The sequence below is a fragment of the Exiguobacterium sp. s26 genome, from assembly GCF_018618235.1.
GTDB lineage: Bacteria > Bacillota > Bacilli > Exiguobacteriales > Exiguobacteriaceae > Exiguobacterium > Exiguobacterium chiriqhucha.
The window spans coordinates 110,760-126,874 of sequence record NZ_JACSLS010000005.1; the positions used below are offsets into that span (position 1 = coordinate 110,760).

The window sequence follows — 16,115 nt, forward strand, 5'->3', positions numbered from 1 at the left end:
GTGAATAGCTCACGCGCGAGTCTTTTTCATGCTTATTCGACGGTGATGCTCCCGTTCGAGCTCGTCAGTTTGAGTTCGACCGTCCCGTCCCCGAACGTCCGCTCGTTCGCCCGGTCGCCGAACAGTTCGACTTTGCCGTTTCTCGTCTTGGCCCGGATGACGGCGTCACGCGGATCTCGCTTCAGACGCACATCGATGCGTCCGTTGTTCGTTTTCAGACGGACCGGATGCTCGAGCACATCTATGACACAGTCGATGCGTCCGTTCGATGTCTTCGCCTCGACTGCCCCTGTCACGTCATGGATATCGAGACGGCCGTTCGACGACTGAACCTCGAGACGATCCACAGTCGAGCCAAGCACTTCCACGCGTCCGTTCGACGATTGCGCGTCAAGGTCCTGCCCTATCATCGACGTGAGACTGACTTTCCCGTTCGAAGAGCGGAACGAGCCTCGCTTGGCGCTAACAGTATGGGCCGTGATGCTCCCGTTCTCACTCTCAACTTCGACCGATGCGGCCTCGAGATTGCGCACGTCACAGGAGCCGAGACGATTTTTCAAGACGACTTGCTCATATGCATGGCGTGGTAACTCGACGTGTAACACCGGTGCCTTGGTCACCGCCCAGGCGAACAAGTTCGACAGACCAAACCGGCGCTCTGATTCGATTCGAATCTCCAGGGTGTCCCCGACAATCTCCATCGTCACCCCGTGGTCTCGTTCCGTCTCGAGCGTGGCGTAGGCAAAGCCGTCATGAGACGGCACGACTTGGACGTGCGCTTGCAGGACGTTAATCGAGACGTTGCGAAACGCCACGTTCTGGCTTTTGACAACGGCCGGTTCTTTGCGCACCTCAGACGAGAGCTCGTTTGATTCGAGCAACTCGCTCGCGAGCGCGCTTGGCGCCCCGAGTTCTTCAATCATCGCCGCATCTGTCTTCCCGTCAACCCGTCCGCTCGCAAAGTATTCCGACACATCCCGTAAAATATCGACCCGCTCGATGACGCTCATGCCCATCAGTAACCGTTCGAGTTCCAATAAATACTGTTCTTCTGTCATTTGTCCGTTCCCCCTTCAATCAATTCGTTGACACCGGTCGTGAACGCTTCCCATTCCGCACGTAGTTCTGCCAAGTGAGCTTTCCCCTGCTCTGTGATCGTGTAGTACTTTCGCGGTGGTCCTTCTGCCGACTCCTTTAAGTACGTTGTGAAATACCCGTCCGAGGTGAGTCGCCGCAGGAGCGGATAGACGGCCCCTTCCGAGATGGCGACTTTTGCCGAGATGGCTTGCACGAGCTCGTATCCGTAGCGGTCATGCGTCTCGACGAGCGCGAGCACACACAAATTGAGTACGCCTTTCTTGAACTGAGGATTCATTTCCTCGCCTCCTCTACTATATATTAAACAATAGCTCATCATTCACTATTATTCAATAGATAATAGTTAAATTTCCGCTTATTTCTTGATTGGTGGAAACAACTGGTTTAAATCTGTACAATGAAGGAACGACACTCGTAGGATATTTGTCACAGCAGGAATGTACGCAGTTCCAGGAAGGAACGGTCTTTATGAAAGCATGGATTGACCAGCGGATCGGAAGACAGTTTTTATTCGTCTTCTATTTATTCATCGGACTGATCCTCCTGACCTCACTCGCCGTGTACATGTATACGGAAAACCGAATCGAACAGACGACGTCATCGCTCGAGAACATTAGTGAACGTCGCACGAACGCGACCGAACTATTCGAGACGTGGCAGTCGATGCAATATGAAATGCGTGGCTATGTCATCCTCGGCGACGAGGCGATGCTCGCCCGCGTGAAAGAAAAACAAGACTTAATTGAGATTCAGACCGCATGGTTCGAGACGAACGCGGTCACTGAAAAAGAGAAGACGTATGCCAGCGACGCACGGACGCTATTCTCGGCTTATCAACAACGCGTCATGCCGAGCCTAGAGCGATATGTCATCGCCAAACGCGAAGGGACGGTCACCGAACCGTTTTTGAAAATGCCGACGCTCGGTAAAGTGACACCGCAAGCGGAACCGCCTGCCGACCGCAAATTTAAAATCAACTCAAAAAGTGCAGCTGACATGAGTGCGAGCATCGTCGATATGGAGACGGTGTTCACCGAATACCGCAACTCGTTGAATGAAGAAGAGAATCAGTTGCGAGAACAACTCGCCACTCATACAAAGTGGGCGCAAGTGCTCTGGCTCCTCTCCCTCCTCGCCGTGTTGCTCGTCCTCTTTATCGCTGCTCGTCCTTACGTGAAACGATTAACCGGTCAACTTCAAGAGTTGATCGTCAACAGTGAACGATTGGCGGATGAACGCATCATTCCGATTCCAGCGGCCGTATCTTCACGAAACGAGGTCGGACAATTGACGAACTCATTCCGTCAAATGGCCTCTTCGCTCGCGACACAACGCAACCAAGTCGAGGAAGAACGCGAGAAAACGGCGCGCCTCCTGCACTCGATTCGTGATGCGGTCATTTATGTCGAGCATACGACACATGAGAAGTTCGCCAACCAGGCCCTCTTCATCATGTTCAATCAAGCCGCCACGAAACGGAACGAGATGGACTTGTATCGTTTGGATGCCGATTTAGAAGAACTTGGTTTCCAAGTCGATCAAAAAGACTCGTTCTTCTCATTCATGCGCCGCGCGTTTGATGGCGAGAGCATGGAAGAAAGTGTGACGTTCTCGATGAATCAAGAAGAACGCTTCATTCAGATGTATGCGGAGAAAATCCACTTGCGCGGCACCCGTCACGGCACGATGCTCGTCTTCCGGGACGTGACACAAGAGACCGAGGTCGACCGTTTGAAAACGGAGCTCGTGTCGACCGTGTCGCACGAACTGCGCACACCGCTCACGAGCATCATCGGTTTCACCGAGCTGCTTCGCTATCGGACGATGCCCGCGGAGCGCATCGATCAATATTTAGGGATGATTCACCAAGAGACGCTCCGTCTCGAAGACTTGATTTCCAACTTGCTCGATGTGCAACGGATGGAGTCCGGAAAACAGACGTACCATAGCCGACCCGAGAGCTTGCATACGATTTTAAAAGAAACGATCGCCATCCATCAAGGTGCGAGTGAACATCATCAGCTCGACCTCGAATGTGATACGAATCTATATGTATACGGTGATCGGGATCGCTTGAGTCAACTGTTCACGAACTTGCTCCACAACGCGATCAAATATTCACCAGAAGGCGGAAAAGTCGCCGTCTGTGTCACGAATGACAAGTCCGATGTCATCGAAATTTCGATTCAAGACACCGGCATCGGCATTCCGACGTCGGCGCTGCCGAAACTCTTCGACAAGTTTTATCGCGTCGACAACTCGGCCAGTCGTAAAATCGGTGGCACGGGCCTCGGCCTGGCCATCTGTAAAGAAATTGCCGAAGGACACGGCGGAACGATTCGCGTCGATTCGAGCGTCGGCCACGGCTCGACATTCACCATCATCTTGCCGAAATACGCGGCGGAAGATCAACTAAGCAGTTAATAGACAAAGGGAGACGCCGCTTGACGCGGAGCCTCCCTTTTATCATTGCACTTTATTTTCAGGACCGAATGATGGATAGAGCGACAAGCCTCCGTCCGCGAAAATCGTCGCGCCGGTGACGTATGATGACTCGTCTGAAGCAAGCCATGCCGCAACGGCCGCAATCTGTTCCGGACGACCAATCTCATGAGTCGGGATGAGCGCCTCGAGCCCTTTCTTCTCTTCAGGGTCTTGCATTGTCTCTTCATTGATTGGTGTGTCGATGGCGCCTGGTGCGATGCCATTGACACGAATTTTGTTCGGTGCGTACTCGAGGGCGACCGATTTCGTGAACATCTTCACGCCACCTTTACTCGCCGCATAATGCGTATAGCCTGGACGTGGAATCACTTCGTGCACCGATGACATGTTGATGATGTTCCCTTGAATCTCATGGTCGACAAAGTATTTGAGGGCGGCACGTACACCGAGGAACGTTCCCGTCAAATTCGTGTCGATGATTTTCTTCCAGTTATCGAGCTCCATCTCGTGCGTCTTCGCCTCGACCTGTACGCCGGCATTGTTGACGAAAATGTCCATCTTCCCGAACTCCGATACGGCCGTTTCAATCATCTTCTCGGCGAGACCCTCTTCGGCGACGTCCCCTTTGACCGCGACCGCTTTCCCGCCAGCAGCCTCGATGCCTTCAATGACTTTGTTCATCTCGTCCTCGCTGCTACGATAATTCAAGACGACATGAACCCCTTCCTTCGCATATCGTTCCGCGATGGCGCGCCCGAGTCCTTTCGAACTCCCGGTGATGACCGCGACTTTTCCTTTTAGTTCTGGATAGTTAGCCATATCAATTCCTCCTTCGTCTCTTCTCGATTTGTAGTTCCCTCATTCCCCTCTTGTCGAAACCTTTCCGCCTGTTTTTTGAATATTTTTGGTAAATCCACTATACTGAAACAAACTATTCGTTTTCAGGGATTCTCCTGAACGACATACGACTTAACGTTAATGGAGGTGACTCCCCGATTTTTGGGGGAATTTTTGGACAGTCCCATGTTACTCAGCTTATTGATCGTCGCCTTGCTCATTTTTATGACCGCCTTTTTCGTGGCAGCCGAATTCTCCATCGTCAAAGTGCGTGGGGCCCGACTCGACCAACTCGTGCTCGAGGGGAACCGACGGGCCGCTGTCGCCAAGAAAGTGATTGAGAATCTCGATGACTCGCTATCGGCCTCACAGTTCGGCATCACACTCGCTGCCCTCGGGCTAGGCTGGATTGGCGCGGACCAAATCGAAGGGATGATTCAACCGCTCGTCGACCGCTTGAACGTCTCATCGTCGCTCGCGACCATCCTATCTTTCTTGATTGCCTTCTTGCTGATTGCCTTCTTACACGTCGTCATCGGGGAACTCGTCCCGAAAACGCTTGCTGTGCATGAAGCCGAACGCTTGACGTTACTCGTCGCCCGACCGCTCTATTTCTTCACGAAATTACTGTATCCGTTTATCCATGTGTTGAACGGGACGGCCCGGTTGACGTTGCGCTTGTTCGGCGTGCAGACGACCGCGCAAGAAACGGCGCACTCGGAAGAAGAACTTAAGATCATCATGACCGAGAGCTTCCGCAGCGGAGAAATTAACGAGAATGAGCTCGCCTACGTTCAAAACATCTTCTCCTTCGACGAACGGATCGCCAAGGACGCGATGGTCCCACGAATGAACATGGTGACCATCGACGAAGAAGACTCGATTGAGACGATTATCGCTACCGTCCAAGAACATCAATACACCCGTTATCCGGTCACGCGTGATGGCGACCGCGATGACGTGCTTGGCTTCATCAATGCCAAACAATTATTCACCGCTCAACTCGTCAAAAGCGATGCCCCGTTCGAGACGTTCATTCATCAGCTGCCGCTCGTGACGGAATTCACACCGCTCCAAGAAGCGATGGTGAAAATGCAGAACGCGCGGACGATGATGTGTCTCGTCATCGATGAGTACGGCGGCACGGCCGGTCTCCTCACGATCGAGGACATCCTCGAAGAAATCGTCGGAGAGATTCGTGACGAGTTCGACCGTGACGAACAGGCTGAAATCACCGAGGTCACACCCGGTCATTACCGCTTGTCCGGTCTCGTCTTGACGCAAGAGATTGAAGAACGGTTCGGCATCGAAATCGAGGATGACGTCGATACAATCGGCGGTTTCGTCTTATCGCAAAAAGCGAATGCCCGCACCGGTGAACGGTTCGTCTTACCGGGCGAACATGAACTGATCGTCCGTGAAATCGACAATCACCGCGTCGTTTTCGTCGATTTGATTTTAGCCCATAAAGACGAGATTCAACCTGAACTCGACTGACTCAATGGACTGCCCTCCCCGATTTTTCGGGGAGGGCTTTTCGTGGAGCGGTCGAACTGTCGCTATATTTTCATGTCTTGTCGTGATATACTGCACATATGTTGCTAATTTGAGTGCGTGTCACTCATTGACACAACATCACCGAACAGTTCATCAATGTTCGGTCCAACAACTACAGAAAGAAGGTTACGCATGGAACGTAAACTATTTTTAATTGACGGAAACTCCATGCTGGCCAGTGCCTACTATGGTGCCGCCGCGAGCCGAACGAAAAAAGGACGCGAGGTATCTAAAAACGATCGGAGTGCCGTCATCGGTATGACCGGCCTCATCCGGACGATTCTACGCAGACATCGTCCGACTCATTTCGTCGTCGTGTGGGACGTCTCACGTGAAACATTATGGCGCCGCGAGCTTTATCCAGGCTATAAACGCCGTCGCCGCCAGACACCACCCGAGTTGAAAGCACAAATGGAACTCATGCGCCAATTGCTTGAAGAGAGCGGCATTCCGCAATATCAAGTCGAAGGCTATGAAGGTGAAGATTTGATTGCTCATATCGCTCGGAAGTTCAGCTGTAGCGCCCCTGTCGTCATTATGACGAAAGACAAGGACTTGCTTCAGCTCGTGAGCCCACGCATCACCGTCTGGCTTCAAACGCAAGAGCTGCAACAAATGCAGGCTCGTTGCGACATCAAAGACAATCGCCCGCTCCCGCTCAAGCGACATCTCGAGATTCGCCCTGAGGAGATTGCGGCATTGTACGAGGGATTGAAGCCAAAACAGCTCTCAGCAGTCAAAGCATTGACAGGAGACCGTTCAGACGGGATTCCACCTGTGGCCGGATTAGATGAAAGTCAATCGGTCCAGTTAATCAAACGCTTCGGTTCGCTCGATAAGCTCTATACGGCGCTCAGCGTCAAAGGCGACAAACGACAATTGATCAATGAAACGATCGCGGCACTGACGTCAGAAGAAGTGCCCCGTAACTTGAGACGCACACGTAAAAAGGCCGAGCGCAACATGGAGCTCGTCCGTCTCGATGTCACGGTGCCAGAACTTGAACACTTGAAACTCGCTCATCTTGAGCTCAGTATCAATTCAAAACGTGTCGAACAAGCGTATCAAAAGCGCGGCATTCGCCTCTCGTTTGATTCAAGTCAAAAGAAAATTTCAGCACGCTAAAAAAGCGCGGACATTAGTCCACGCTTTTTATATTGACCGTGATGCCGTCGTCATCGGTGAGCGACCATTCCGATGTCGTCCCGCCGAGTTCGCGATTCGTGGCCGTATCGACTAAGAGCGTCCACGCCTCCAGACCGGCCTCTTGTCCCATCGGCTGGCTTGGTCGGGCCCAGACGTTCGCGCCAATGTGGTGATGATACCCGTCGGCCGCTAAAAATAAGGCGCCCGGATACGAATCGGTCGTCACCTTGAAACCGAGACGATTTTGATAGAATAATTTTGCCGCTTCTAGGGAACGTACTTTGAAGTGGACATGCCCCATCGTCGTCCCGTTCGGAAGACCCGTGAACGGACGGTCGGCCGCCGCCTCGAGCATCGATTCATATTCAACTGGGTCCGTCGACATCTTCACATGACCGTTCGCTTCATATTCCCACTGCTCGCGAGGACGATCGGCGTAGAGCTCGATGCCGTTACCTTCCGGGTCGCTCAAATAGAACGCCTCACTGACCAAATGGTCGCCTTGTCCGACTTCAATCCGTTGTTCAATCAAATGACGAAGGATCCGTCCGAGTTCGACGCGGTTTGGCAATAGGATCGCCATATGGAACAAGCCAGCTGTTCGTGGATTTGGACGCACGCCGCTCACTTCATGTAAGACGACGAGCGCCATTTCCTTCGTTCCGAGCGTGACGCGATGTTCTGACGTCTCGAGTACATCCATTCCGATGACGCGCTCATAATATGTTTTCATCGTTTCTAAATCGCTGACGCGCAATGTGACGGCGCCGAGTTTAATGTTTGTTAAGTTCATCCTTGATCACCTCTTTCTCAGTATACCCGCTAAGTAGAATCGACAGAAGACGGCACAAAAAGGTGGTATAGTTACCTCAAGGATACTATAGAGAGGAGTGAGACTGATGCCATTGATTTCAAGTTGCGAAGTCGATACCGCGCTCGAGCTGATCACGGGGAAATGGAAACCGTCGATTTTACTCGCGCTCATTAATGGGGACACGTTACGGTTCAGCGAATTGAAACGCTCGCTCCCAAATATCAGCCAAAAGATTTTGACGGCACAGCTTCGCGATTTAGAGGAGCAAGACATCATCATCCGAACCGTCTATCCCGAAGTTCCGCCTCGTGTGGACTATCGCTTGAGCGAGTATGGGAAGACGTTGATTCCGGTGCTCGAGACGATGAACGCTTGGGGCATCCAACACGCAGAACGTATGCGTCAAAAATAATTGTCCACATGTGGATAACTCGTTCCCGCATTCCCATCTATCACTTATCCACAGGAGGCTCACATGATTCGTTATCCACAATTGACCGGACATCACTTCGGTGTGACGGCCCCTTCGTCTGGCGTTCCCGCTGAATTACATGGACTGCTCCATGAGGCCGAGGCGACATTCTCCCGCCATGGGTTCACGCTCCAATTCGAGCCATCGGTCTGGACGCAAGACAAAGCAAAATCGGCACCAGCAGAAGTCCGCGCCGATGAATTGACCCGGTTGTTCCACAATGATGCAATCGATTTGATTATCCCGCCATGGGGCGGCGTCCTCTTGATTGAGTTGCTAGACGCTATCGACTGGGACGCGCTCCCACCGAAATGGATGCTCGGCTATTCTGACGTCAGCTTATTCCTATTCGTGTACACGCTCAAGACCGGTATCGCTTCGGCCCACGGGACGAACCTTGTCGACCTACGCGGCGAAGAATGGGACGCGACAAGCTCGCGTTGGCTCGACGTCGTATCAGCAAAAGAAGGCGAGACGGTCATCCAGCTCGCCTCGGAACAGTTCCAAAAAGAGTGGCAGCATGAGAACCCAAGCCCGCACGTCTATCATTTGACCGAACCGACGGAGTGGAAATCACTCGGCGGGACAGAAGCGACCGGACGACTGCTCGGCGGCTGTATCGATGTCCTGATGCATACGATTGGTACACCGTACGGCGACGTCGCCACGTTCCAACAGACCCATTTGAACGGGGAGCCGATCCTTTGGTATTTCGAAAACGCCGAGCTCGATGTCCCGGCACTCAAACGGACCCTGCTTCAAATGAAGTGGGCCGGTTGGTTCAATCATACGTCTGGCATTCTGTTCGGGCGTAGCGCGGCCCAACAGCCCGTCCAAGGCTACACGGCAGAAGACGTGTATGCGGAACTGCAGTACTTGCTCGACGTCCCTGTCATTTACGATATCGACTGCGGGCACGTCCCGCCGCAAATGACACTCATCAACGGTGCCCACGCCTCGATTCAAGTCGAGGACGGCAAAGGGACACTCATTCAAACGTTCAAGGGCTGACGCGTCAGCCCTTGATTTTTTTGATGAGCGACATCAGATGGCTGCGGAAACGACCTTCCGGGAACAGACCCACTTCTCGTTCGATCAACGGGACCCATTCATCCCCACACCCGTGACTCGTTCCAATTAATAACCCTTCGAAATAAATCGCTTGATCGACAAATCCATGCTTCGACCATTGATCATGATGCTCCAACAGTTTCAAAAACGATTGCCGGGCTGCCTCTGTCTCACCGGTCAAGGCGAAATAGACACCTTTACTCATCTCGAACGCCGCGATGAATTCTGTATTTCCGTCTAGCAGTTGGTTCATGACCACAATCTGTTGATGGAGCAGCTCCGTCTTCCGATATTCAATCGCATAGAGCGCTTCCGTCATCGCCAAGCGTATTTTCATCGTCACGTCGTCCGTGAAATTCGTGTATTGTTTCGCTTTTTGCAGCGCATCGACAATCGCCGCTTCATCTTTCAAATAGAGGGCACAAATCGCAATCGTTCGATACACATCGTCGACCCGATAATACATTTTCGTTCGTTTCATATAATCGAGCGTGTCCTCGAGACGACGAATCGCGCCCGGTAAATCGTCGTCATACAACATATTTCGGAACACCATCAACATGCTGAATTCGACGCGGGTCTTCGTCTTCATGCTTCTCGAATCAATCAATTCAATCGTATCGATCCGTTCAATTGCCTCATCAAACCGATTCCACATAAGCAGATAAAACGCTTGGCTGATGCGGGCCATAATCAATTCTTCTTTCTCCTCGAGCCGCTCAAACACCGCGATTGCCCGATCATACCACTCCAACAGTTGTTGTTGATTCCCACTATAAAATACACTGTCCGCGAGTAACGTGTACGCCTTCCCTTGCCATACCGAGTTCATCTCAACGTCCACGTAAGGGAGGAGCGCCTTCTGAACGGCCTCGTCTTCCCATGAGTGGAGACCTCCTTGCGTATATTCAATCTCCTCGACGATTTTCTGTAAGTCCTCCTCGCGAGGATCGACGAGCAATGACTGTACCGACACGTCGAGTCGTTTCGCGATTTCACGAAGGCTGCGCATCGACGTCTCTGCTTTGCCGTTCTCAATCATACTGAGCATCGATTTCGTGATGATGCCTTCAGCGAGCTGGCTTTGCGTCAGTTTTTTTTCTTTGCGTAACGCTTTAATCCGTTGTCCAATCATAGAGCACCTCTTAAAAGTTAAATTTAATTGAACTTATTGTATACAAATCGAGTGTCACCGTTTACTATAAAGTTAAATCAGATTGAACTTAACTGTAAAGGAGAATCGATATGACGACCACTTCATCAAACTTGTATGTATTATTGCTCGGAAAATTCATGTCGTTGTTTGCATCCAGTCTCTTCACGTTCGTCGCGGGACTGACGGTTCTGACGACGTCCGGTTCGGGACTACAGTTCGCACTCGTCTTGCTTGCCGGCACAGTGCCACGTGTCTTATTATCTCCGTTTGCTGGGGCGTTTGCCGACAAACTGGATCGCAAGCGCGTGATCATTACGATGGAGTCCGTGAACGCCTTATTATTTTTAGCTGCCGGCATCGCGAGTCTCGTCTGGACGTTCGGCGTTCCTGCTTTCTTGATTATCACATGTCTGCTCTCTGTCGTCTCGACTTTCTTATCCGTCACATTATCGAGTTCGATTCCATTCTTGTTCGACGAAGACGGACTCCAACGCGCCAATTCCCTCATTCAAAGTACCATCTCCATCTCAAGCATCGGCACGCCGCTGCTCGCCGGGGCACTGTTCACGTTACTTCCGGTATCAGCGTTTCTCTTCAGCTCGTCTCTCTTATTTATGATCGCCGCTCTTGTCGCCTCTCGTCTCCACTTTAAAGCGTACGACCATGTCCCCAGCGAGCAATCGACTTGGTCCGAGGTCCGGTCTGGCTTCCGCTACTTGAAACGCCAGCGCGTACTTTGGACGTTGACCCTCTTGGCCGCCTTGCTCAATTTCTTTTTTGTTGCCACCGAAGTGCTGTTCCCGATTGCCGCCCTACAAGAAATCGGCGTCAGCCCGCTTCAATTCGGATTTTTAGAAAGCATGTTCGCCGTCGGATTTTTAGTCGCCTCGCTCGCCCATGCATTGCCGGTCTTTCAAATCAAACATCGGCTAGCCACGACCCGAACCGCGCTGATCATTATGAGTTGCCTCTTTATCGGACCGGCCGTCCCGCTCTATTTCGACTTCTCAGTCACACCAGCTATCGTCTTCTTCGCTGGTTTCGCCTTATTAAGCGGATTCTTCATCATCCGCGTCAATATCCCCATCCAGCTCTATTTACAGACGAACACGGAACCAAGTTATCTCGGTCGCGTGATCGGTGTTCTCGAATCCCTCGCCATGGGCATCACACCGTTCGGATTCATCGTGTTTGGCCTATTGAGCGAATGGATGCCGGTCGCTTCACTCTATACGATTTGTATGCTCTGCCTGCTCACCATCACGTTGTTCGCGATGTATCGGATCCGTCACGACATCTCTGCCGAAAAAGCAAATGTGTCAGCGAAAGCAGAAAGTGCGTGAACACAAAAAGACATCGAACGTTTTTCAGTTCGATGTCTTTTCTGTTGATGGAAGGACGCGTTTCTCTAACAAGAACGGTCCGAGTGGGATGACCGACGCCATGACGGCGAGGACCAACACTTTGAAGCCCCAGTTGAAACGCCATGCCATATAGACGGCTGCCGCCACGTAAGCGACGAACAGGAAACCATGGGCCGCGCCGACGATACTGACAGCGAGCGGCATGCCCGCCAAATACTTGAGCGGCATCGCGATGAGCAACAAGAGTAAGAAAGACACTCCTTCTGTGTATCCGAGCCATTTAAAATGTGTCGCGTTCATATTCGTTCTCCTTTTCAATCGATGCTACGTTCATCGTAGCCGAAAGTGGTGAGGTTTGTCACAGGAGAACGTCATAAAGTCGTTACGCTATTTGACGATTTGGTGAACGATGCATGACTTTTGTTTCCACGAACTTGCGAAGGAACAATCCATCGACGCCAAGTTTACCAGCATTGTAGCCTGCGACGAGAATGAGGACTGAGACGATTAACATCGTCGGGTTCGTGCTGACCGTACCTGAGAGCAAGAACGCCATGTTCATGACGAGACCGAAGAAGGCTGCGCTACGTGTGAGGGCACCCACTAAGAGTCCAAGACCGACTAGGAATTCACCGTATGGGATCAACACATCGAACAAGGCTGCGTTCGGGATGGCGAAGTTTTCAAGGAATGCTGCCCACCAACCGGCAACGGCTGGGTGATCACCCGTGGCGAGAGAAGCTGCGTTTTGAAGATATCCTTCTGAACCAAATCCGCCTGTGATTTTGCCCCAACCTGCTGTGAGCCAGTGATAGCCGAGCCAGACGCGAAGGACTGTCAAAATACCGGTGGCGACGTTGTGGTTCTGCCAAAATTTTGTGAACATGATAATTCCTCCTTAGAATGAGTGAATGATGACTTATATGTGATTACATTCACAATATACCATCCATGTTCATCTTTTCACATAGGTTAGGACAACAGTTCACGTTTCGTTCATATGTGTGTCACAGGTCAGTCACTTTTTGGAAATTGGTCAATTACAAAAGACGCCCACTCGGGACGTCTTTGTTTGAATTACAGATTCACTTCTTGGGGTGGCTGTCCTTTTTTATTCATCACGCGCATCGATTGCGGCGAGATTTTTAAGATGACGAGTTTTGGATCATCTGGACCGTCGAACCAGCCTTCTAGTTTCTCGTTCCATACTTTTTCTTTCATCGATTCGTCATCGGATACCGTCGTCTCCCCCAAAATCTCGAGATACGTGTCCCCGACGCCATCGCCGTCATAGCCAATCAGAATATGCGTATACGGATTGTTCTTCAGTTCATCGACTTTATCCGTGTCTTTCGATGTTGCCGTGTAGAGTGTCAGCTCATCATGGAAAAACGTCATATAACGGCTATGCGGCTTGCCTTTATAGACCGTCGCCATCGTGCCCACGTTACTATGATCTAAAATCTCTCTTGCCGTTTGCATTGCATCCATTCTGAAAAACCTCCTTGTGGTAGTCACTCGTATATTGATTCCCCTGGGACAAGTGATTAAACACGCGGACAACAAAAAACCTGCTCGCCGAAGCGAGCAGGTTATAAAATTCCTTAGAAAGGAAGATTAGATTTTTTCAACGTTAGAAGCTTGTGGTCCACGAGCTCCGTCAGTGATTTCGAAAGTTACTGCTTGGCCTTCTTCAAGTGTCTTGAAGCCGTCGCCTTGGATTGCTGAGAAGTGTACGAATACGTCGTCTCCGCCTTCCATTTCGATGAAGCCGTAACCTTTTTCTGAGTTAAACCATTTTACTTTACCTGTGTTCATAATGAACCCTCCTGAAATAAACGCTGTGCGTTCTAGTAGTGCCTTACTAGAAAAAACTGACCAATAAAAAATCACAAACCTCTAGGATTATCTTAAACGAAAAATAATCCAAAGCGTTTTGTGAATTATGTTTCCAGCTATTCTTAATTAAGCACATATAGAATATACCATGGATAAATGCTTCTGTCTACTAAATACTTCGGTTTGCTAAAAATACTTTTAAAACGGGTACATTCAATTGTAGTGAACGCTAGGAGGATGAACCATATGACCGCACACATTGATCGCTCGAATATCGCTGCCACCATCGCCCACCATTCGAACTGGGCGCTCGGTGATCTATTGAAAGAAACACTTGATTGGCATGAGACGACACGACAGGCTCACTATCCCGACCAAGCGAAAACCTATCTCTCTCACCTGCCGATGACCGAACGCATCGTCCCAGTGACAAGTTCCTTGCCGCTCGAGACGATCGATGGAATCGTCCGCCCGGTGTGGATGCGCCGGCTCGACGCCGAGCACTTGAACTTGAGACAAGCGACACGCCAACATGTCGACGTCACCGACTACGGGGCCGTCGGGGATGGTTTGACGGATTGCACGCTCGCTTTCCGGCTCGCCCTCCGGTCAAACCGCCACGTCCACGTGCCGGCCGGCGTGTATGTCGTCCGCGGCATCCGCATCCCGTCGAACTGTGTGCTTGAAGGGGCAAGCCAGCAGGAAACGATCATCAAGCTCTCGGACCGAGCTCCGAAACATCGACGGTTGCTTCGAAATGCAACCCCGTTCGCCGGAAACCACCATATTGAAGTCGCACATTTGACGCTCGACTGGAACGTGGAGCGCCTCGGTGACGTCGACCGGACCTCGAGTGGCGATACCGCTTCGAGCGCATTGACGTTCGCGCACGTCAAATTCGGTTGGATTCACCATGTCACGGCGAAAAACGCTGGACTCCATGCCTTCGATATCACGTCTCCTCATTATCATTACTTAGGGGACGGGCTTCGCGCCAAAAAAGGGAGCCGGTACGTGTGGCTCGACCATTGCGAAGCGACGAATTACGGGGACGACGGCATTACGACCCATCATAGCGACGCCCTCTATATCACGAACTGTTACTGCCATCATCCACATGGACGCACCCACGCCCATGGCTTCTCGAACTCAAACGGGATCGAGATTGATGACGGGTCACGCCACGTCACACTCGTCAATAATATGAGCGAAGGTTGTTTCGGGGGCGTCGAAGTGAAAGCGCACGGGACGTCTTCAGCCGCTCACGACGTCCACATATTCGGACACTTCTCGTATCACGACAATCGGTCGTTCAATTTCCGTCACATCAGCCATCACTTGGCCGATGACCCACAGTCGAAGACGGCACGCTTCCTTTCAGGGACGAACCTCGTCTCGATGGAACCGGTCCGCTCGAAGCTGTATACGAAATCTTCGGCACGCAGCCTCGTCGTGTCGGCGTATCAGGACGTTTTGATTCATGGATTTACGGCCATCGGCAATCCGGATTACGATTATCGCGCCAATCCAGCCCTCGCCGTCCAATATAAATCTCGCAACGTACGTTTGAAACGGATTGCGACGAGCGGATTTGCATCGGGTCGGGCCGACATTGAACTGTTCGGCGGCGATAACCGGACCGACCACGTCACGATCGAGGACGTTATCTGTCGCAACTCGGCCCCGGTCGCGTTGAAAGTCGGCGGGCAATTGACGAACGTCATGCTCCGTCGGATTGAAGGCGAACAAAAAAGTGGAGATGTACTCATCTCCACGAGTAGCCCGATCGAGGCCCATGATTTATTCGCTTATGGGTTTTCCGATCGCGTACGCAATGACGCTTGAGCCGACTCGACGAGTTCATCGAGCATCGCCTCATCTAAATTGAGTGAACTCACCGTCTGTTTCGCCATCATGCGGACGATGGCTTTGTCGAGAAAGCCCATTCGTTCGAAATCATAGCCGTTGCCGACGACTTCGACGAAATAAGCATGTGCCCGCAACACTTCTCGATAAGCATCCTCGAGTTCTCGTTGCCGTTCGGCCGCAGTCGGCGTACCGGCACATAAATAGAGGCCGAGCGGTCGTTTGAGCAGTTGGGTTTCGTTCCTGTGCAGCCAAGCCGTCATCTCGTCTTGAATTTTGCCCATCCGGATCGAGCTGCCGACAATCACATGATCGACCGTCTCCCACTCGACATCCGGCTGCTCGACTACATTTTGGATGTGAACGTCTCCTGGAAGCCGCTCCGCCAACAAATGAGCAACTTTCTCACTCGTCCCGTAGCGGGTCGAATAAGCAATTAACGTATTCATC

The 16,115-nt window shown here is 51.6% G+C and carries 17 protein-coding genes; 7 read left to right on the forward strand and 10 right to left on the reverse strand.

Annotated elements, in window-relative coordinates; all coding sequences use genetic code 11:
• Positions 1-32: 32 nt before the first annotated feature.
• Positions 33-1,058, reverse strand: coding sequence for a DUF4097 family beta strand repeat-containing protein (locus KNP82_RS09705; protein ID WP_029596294.1), 1,026 nt, complete (start codon positions 1,056-1,058; stop codon positions 33-35).
• On the reverse strand, positions 1,055-1,375 hold the full coding sequence (locus KNP82_RS09710; protein WP_021068067.1) for a PadR family transcriptional regulator: 321 nt from the start codon (positions 1,373-1,375) through the stop codon (positions 1,055-1,057). The genes KNP82_RS09705 and KNP82_RS09710 overlap by 4 nt, the downstream gene beginning before the upstream one ends.
• A gap of 191 nt (positions 1,376-1,566) precedes the next feature.
• Between KNP82_RS09710 and KNP82_RS09715 the strand changes: the two genes are divergently transcribed.
• A complete protein-coding gene (locus tag KNP82_RS09715) occupies positions 1,567-3,522 on the forward strand; it encodes a HAMP domain-containing sensor histidine kinase (protein ID WP_029596295.1) in 1,956 nt (651 codons plus the stop codon).
• Between the two features lie 42 nt (positions 3,523-3,564).
• Here KNP82_RS09715 and KNP82_RS09720 read toward each other — a convergent pair whose 3' ends face one another.
• Positions 3,565-4,362 (reverse strand): glucose 1-dehydrogenase, encoded by a 798-nt coding sequence (locus KNP82_RS09720; RefSeq protein WP_029596296.1) that lies wholly within the window; start codon positions 4,360-4,362, stop codon positions 3,565-3,567.
• Between the two features lie 192 nt (positions 4,363-4,554).
• On the opposite strand from KNP82_RS09720, the gene KNP82_RS09725 reads away from it, so the two are divergent.
• Both KNP82_RS09725 and KNP82_RS09730 read left to right on the forward strand, forming a co-directional pair.
• Complete coding sequence (locus KNP82_RS09725; RefSeq protein ID WP_035385700.1) at positions 4,555-5,877, forward strand: hemolysin family protein; 1,323 nt, start codon at positions 4,555-4,557, stop codon at positions 5,875-5,877.
• A gap of 192 nt (positions 5,878-6,069) precedes the next feature.
• Positions 6,070-7,062 (forward strand): 5'-3' exonuclease, encoded by a 993-nt coding sequence (locus tag KNP82_RS09730; protein ID WP_021068063.1) that lies wholly within the window; start codon positions 6,070-6,072, stop codon positions 7,060-7,062.
• Positions 7,063-7,075: 13 nt separating this feature from the next.
• On the opposite strand, the gene KNP82_RS09735 is transcribed toward KNP82_RS09730, so the two are convergent.
• Positions 7,076-7,876 carry a VOC family protein gene (locus KNP82_RS09735; RefSeq protein ID WP_029596298.1) on the reverse strand — a complete coding sequence of 267 codons (801 nt, stop codon included), beginning with the start codon at positions 7,874-7,876 and terminating at the stop codon, positions 7,076-7,078.
• A 106-nt stretch (positions 7,877-7,982) separates the two neighbouring features.
• On the opposite strand from KNP82_RS09735, the gene KNP82_RS09740 reads away from it, so the two are divergent.
• Both KNP82_RS09740 and KNP82_RS09745 read left to right on the forward strand, forming a co-directional pair.
• A complete protein-coding gene (locus KNP82_RS09740) occupies positions 7,983-8,309 on the forward strand; it encodes a winged helix-turn-helix transcriptional regulator (RefSeq protein ID WP_021068061.1) in 327 nt (108 codons plus the stop codon).
• A gap of 63 nt (positions 8,310-8,372) precedes the next feature.
• Complete coding sequence (locus KNP82_RS09745; RefSeq protein ID WP_214827727.1) at positions 8,373-9,380, forward strand: S66 family peptidase; 1,008 nt, start codon at positions 8,373-8,375, stop codon at positions 9,378-9,380.
• A gap of 4 nt (positions 9,381-9,384) precedes the next feature.
• Here KNP82_RS09745 and KNP82_RS09750 read toward each other — a convergent pair whose 3' ends face one another.
• On the reverse strand, positions 9,385-10,575 hold the full coding sequence (locus KNP82_RS09750; protein ID WP_029596300.1) for a helix-turn-helix domain-containing protein: 1,191 nt from the start codon (positions 10,573-10,575) through the stop codon (positions 9,385-9,387).
• A gap of 110 nt (positions 10,576-10,685) precedes the next feature.
• Here KNP82_RS09750 and KNP82_RS09755 point away from each other — a divergent pair, with 110 nt between their 5' ends.
• Complete coding sequence (locus KNP82_RS09755; protein ID WP_029596301.1) at positions 10,686-11,939, forward strand: MFS transporter; 1,254 nt, start codon at positions 10,686-10,688, stop codon at positions 11,937-11,939.
• A gap of 24 nt (positions 11,940-11,963) precedes the next feature.
• Here KNP82_RS09755 and KNP82_RS09760 read toward each other — a convergent pair whose 3' ends face one another.
• From KNP82_RS09760 to KNP82_RS09775, 4 genes are all read right to left on the reverse strand, one after another.
• Entirely contained in the window at positions 11,964-12,260 is a 297-nt protein-coding gene (locus tag KNP82_RS09760; protein WP_029596302.1) for a DUF3817 domain-containing protein, read from the reverse strand.
• An 82-nt stretch (positions 12,261-12,342) separates the two neighbouring features.
• Positions 12,343-12,846, reverse strand: coding sequence for a DoxX family protein (locus tag KNP82_RS09765; protein WP_029596303.1), 504 nt, complete (start codon positions 12,844-12,846; stop codon positions 12,343-12,345).
• A gap of 191 nt (positions 12,847-13,037) precedes the next feature.
• Entirely contained in the window at positions 13,038-13,451 is a 414-nt protein-coding gene (locus KNP82_RS09770) for a pyridoxamine 5'-phosphate oxidase family protein (RefSeq protein WP_214827729.1), read from the reverse strand.
• Between the two features lie 126 nt (positions 13,452-13,577).
• Positions 13,578-13,778: a cold-shock protein gene (locus tag KNP82_RS09775; RefSeq protein WP_016507985.1), complete on the reverse strand. Its 201-nt coding sequence runs from the start codon at positions 13,776-13,778 to the stop codon at positions 13,578-13,580.
• Positions 13,779-14,045: 267 nt separating this feature from the next.
• On the opposite strand from KNP82_RS09775, the gene KNP82_RS09780 reads away from it, so the two are divergent.
• Positions 14,046-15,644, forward strand: a complete 1,599-nt coding sequence (locus KNP82_RS09780; protein ID WP_214827732.1) for a glycoside hydrolase family 55 protein — start codon at positions 14,046-14,048, stop codon at positions 15,642-15,644.
• Here KNP82_RS09780 and KNP82_RS09785 read toward each other — a convergent pair.
• Positions 15,608-16,114: a flavodoxin domain-containing protein gene (locus KNP82_RS09785; protein ID WP_214709715.1), complete on the reverse strand. Its 507-nt coding sequence runs from the start codon at positions 16,112-16,114 to the stop codon at positions 15,608-15,610. The genes KNP82_RS09780 and KNP82_RS09785 overlap by 37 nt on opposite strands.
• Position 16,115: the final 1 nt, after the last annotated feature.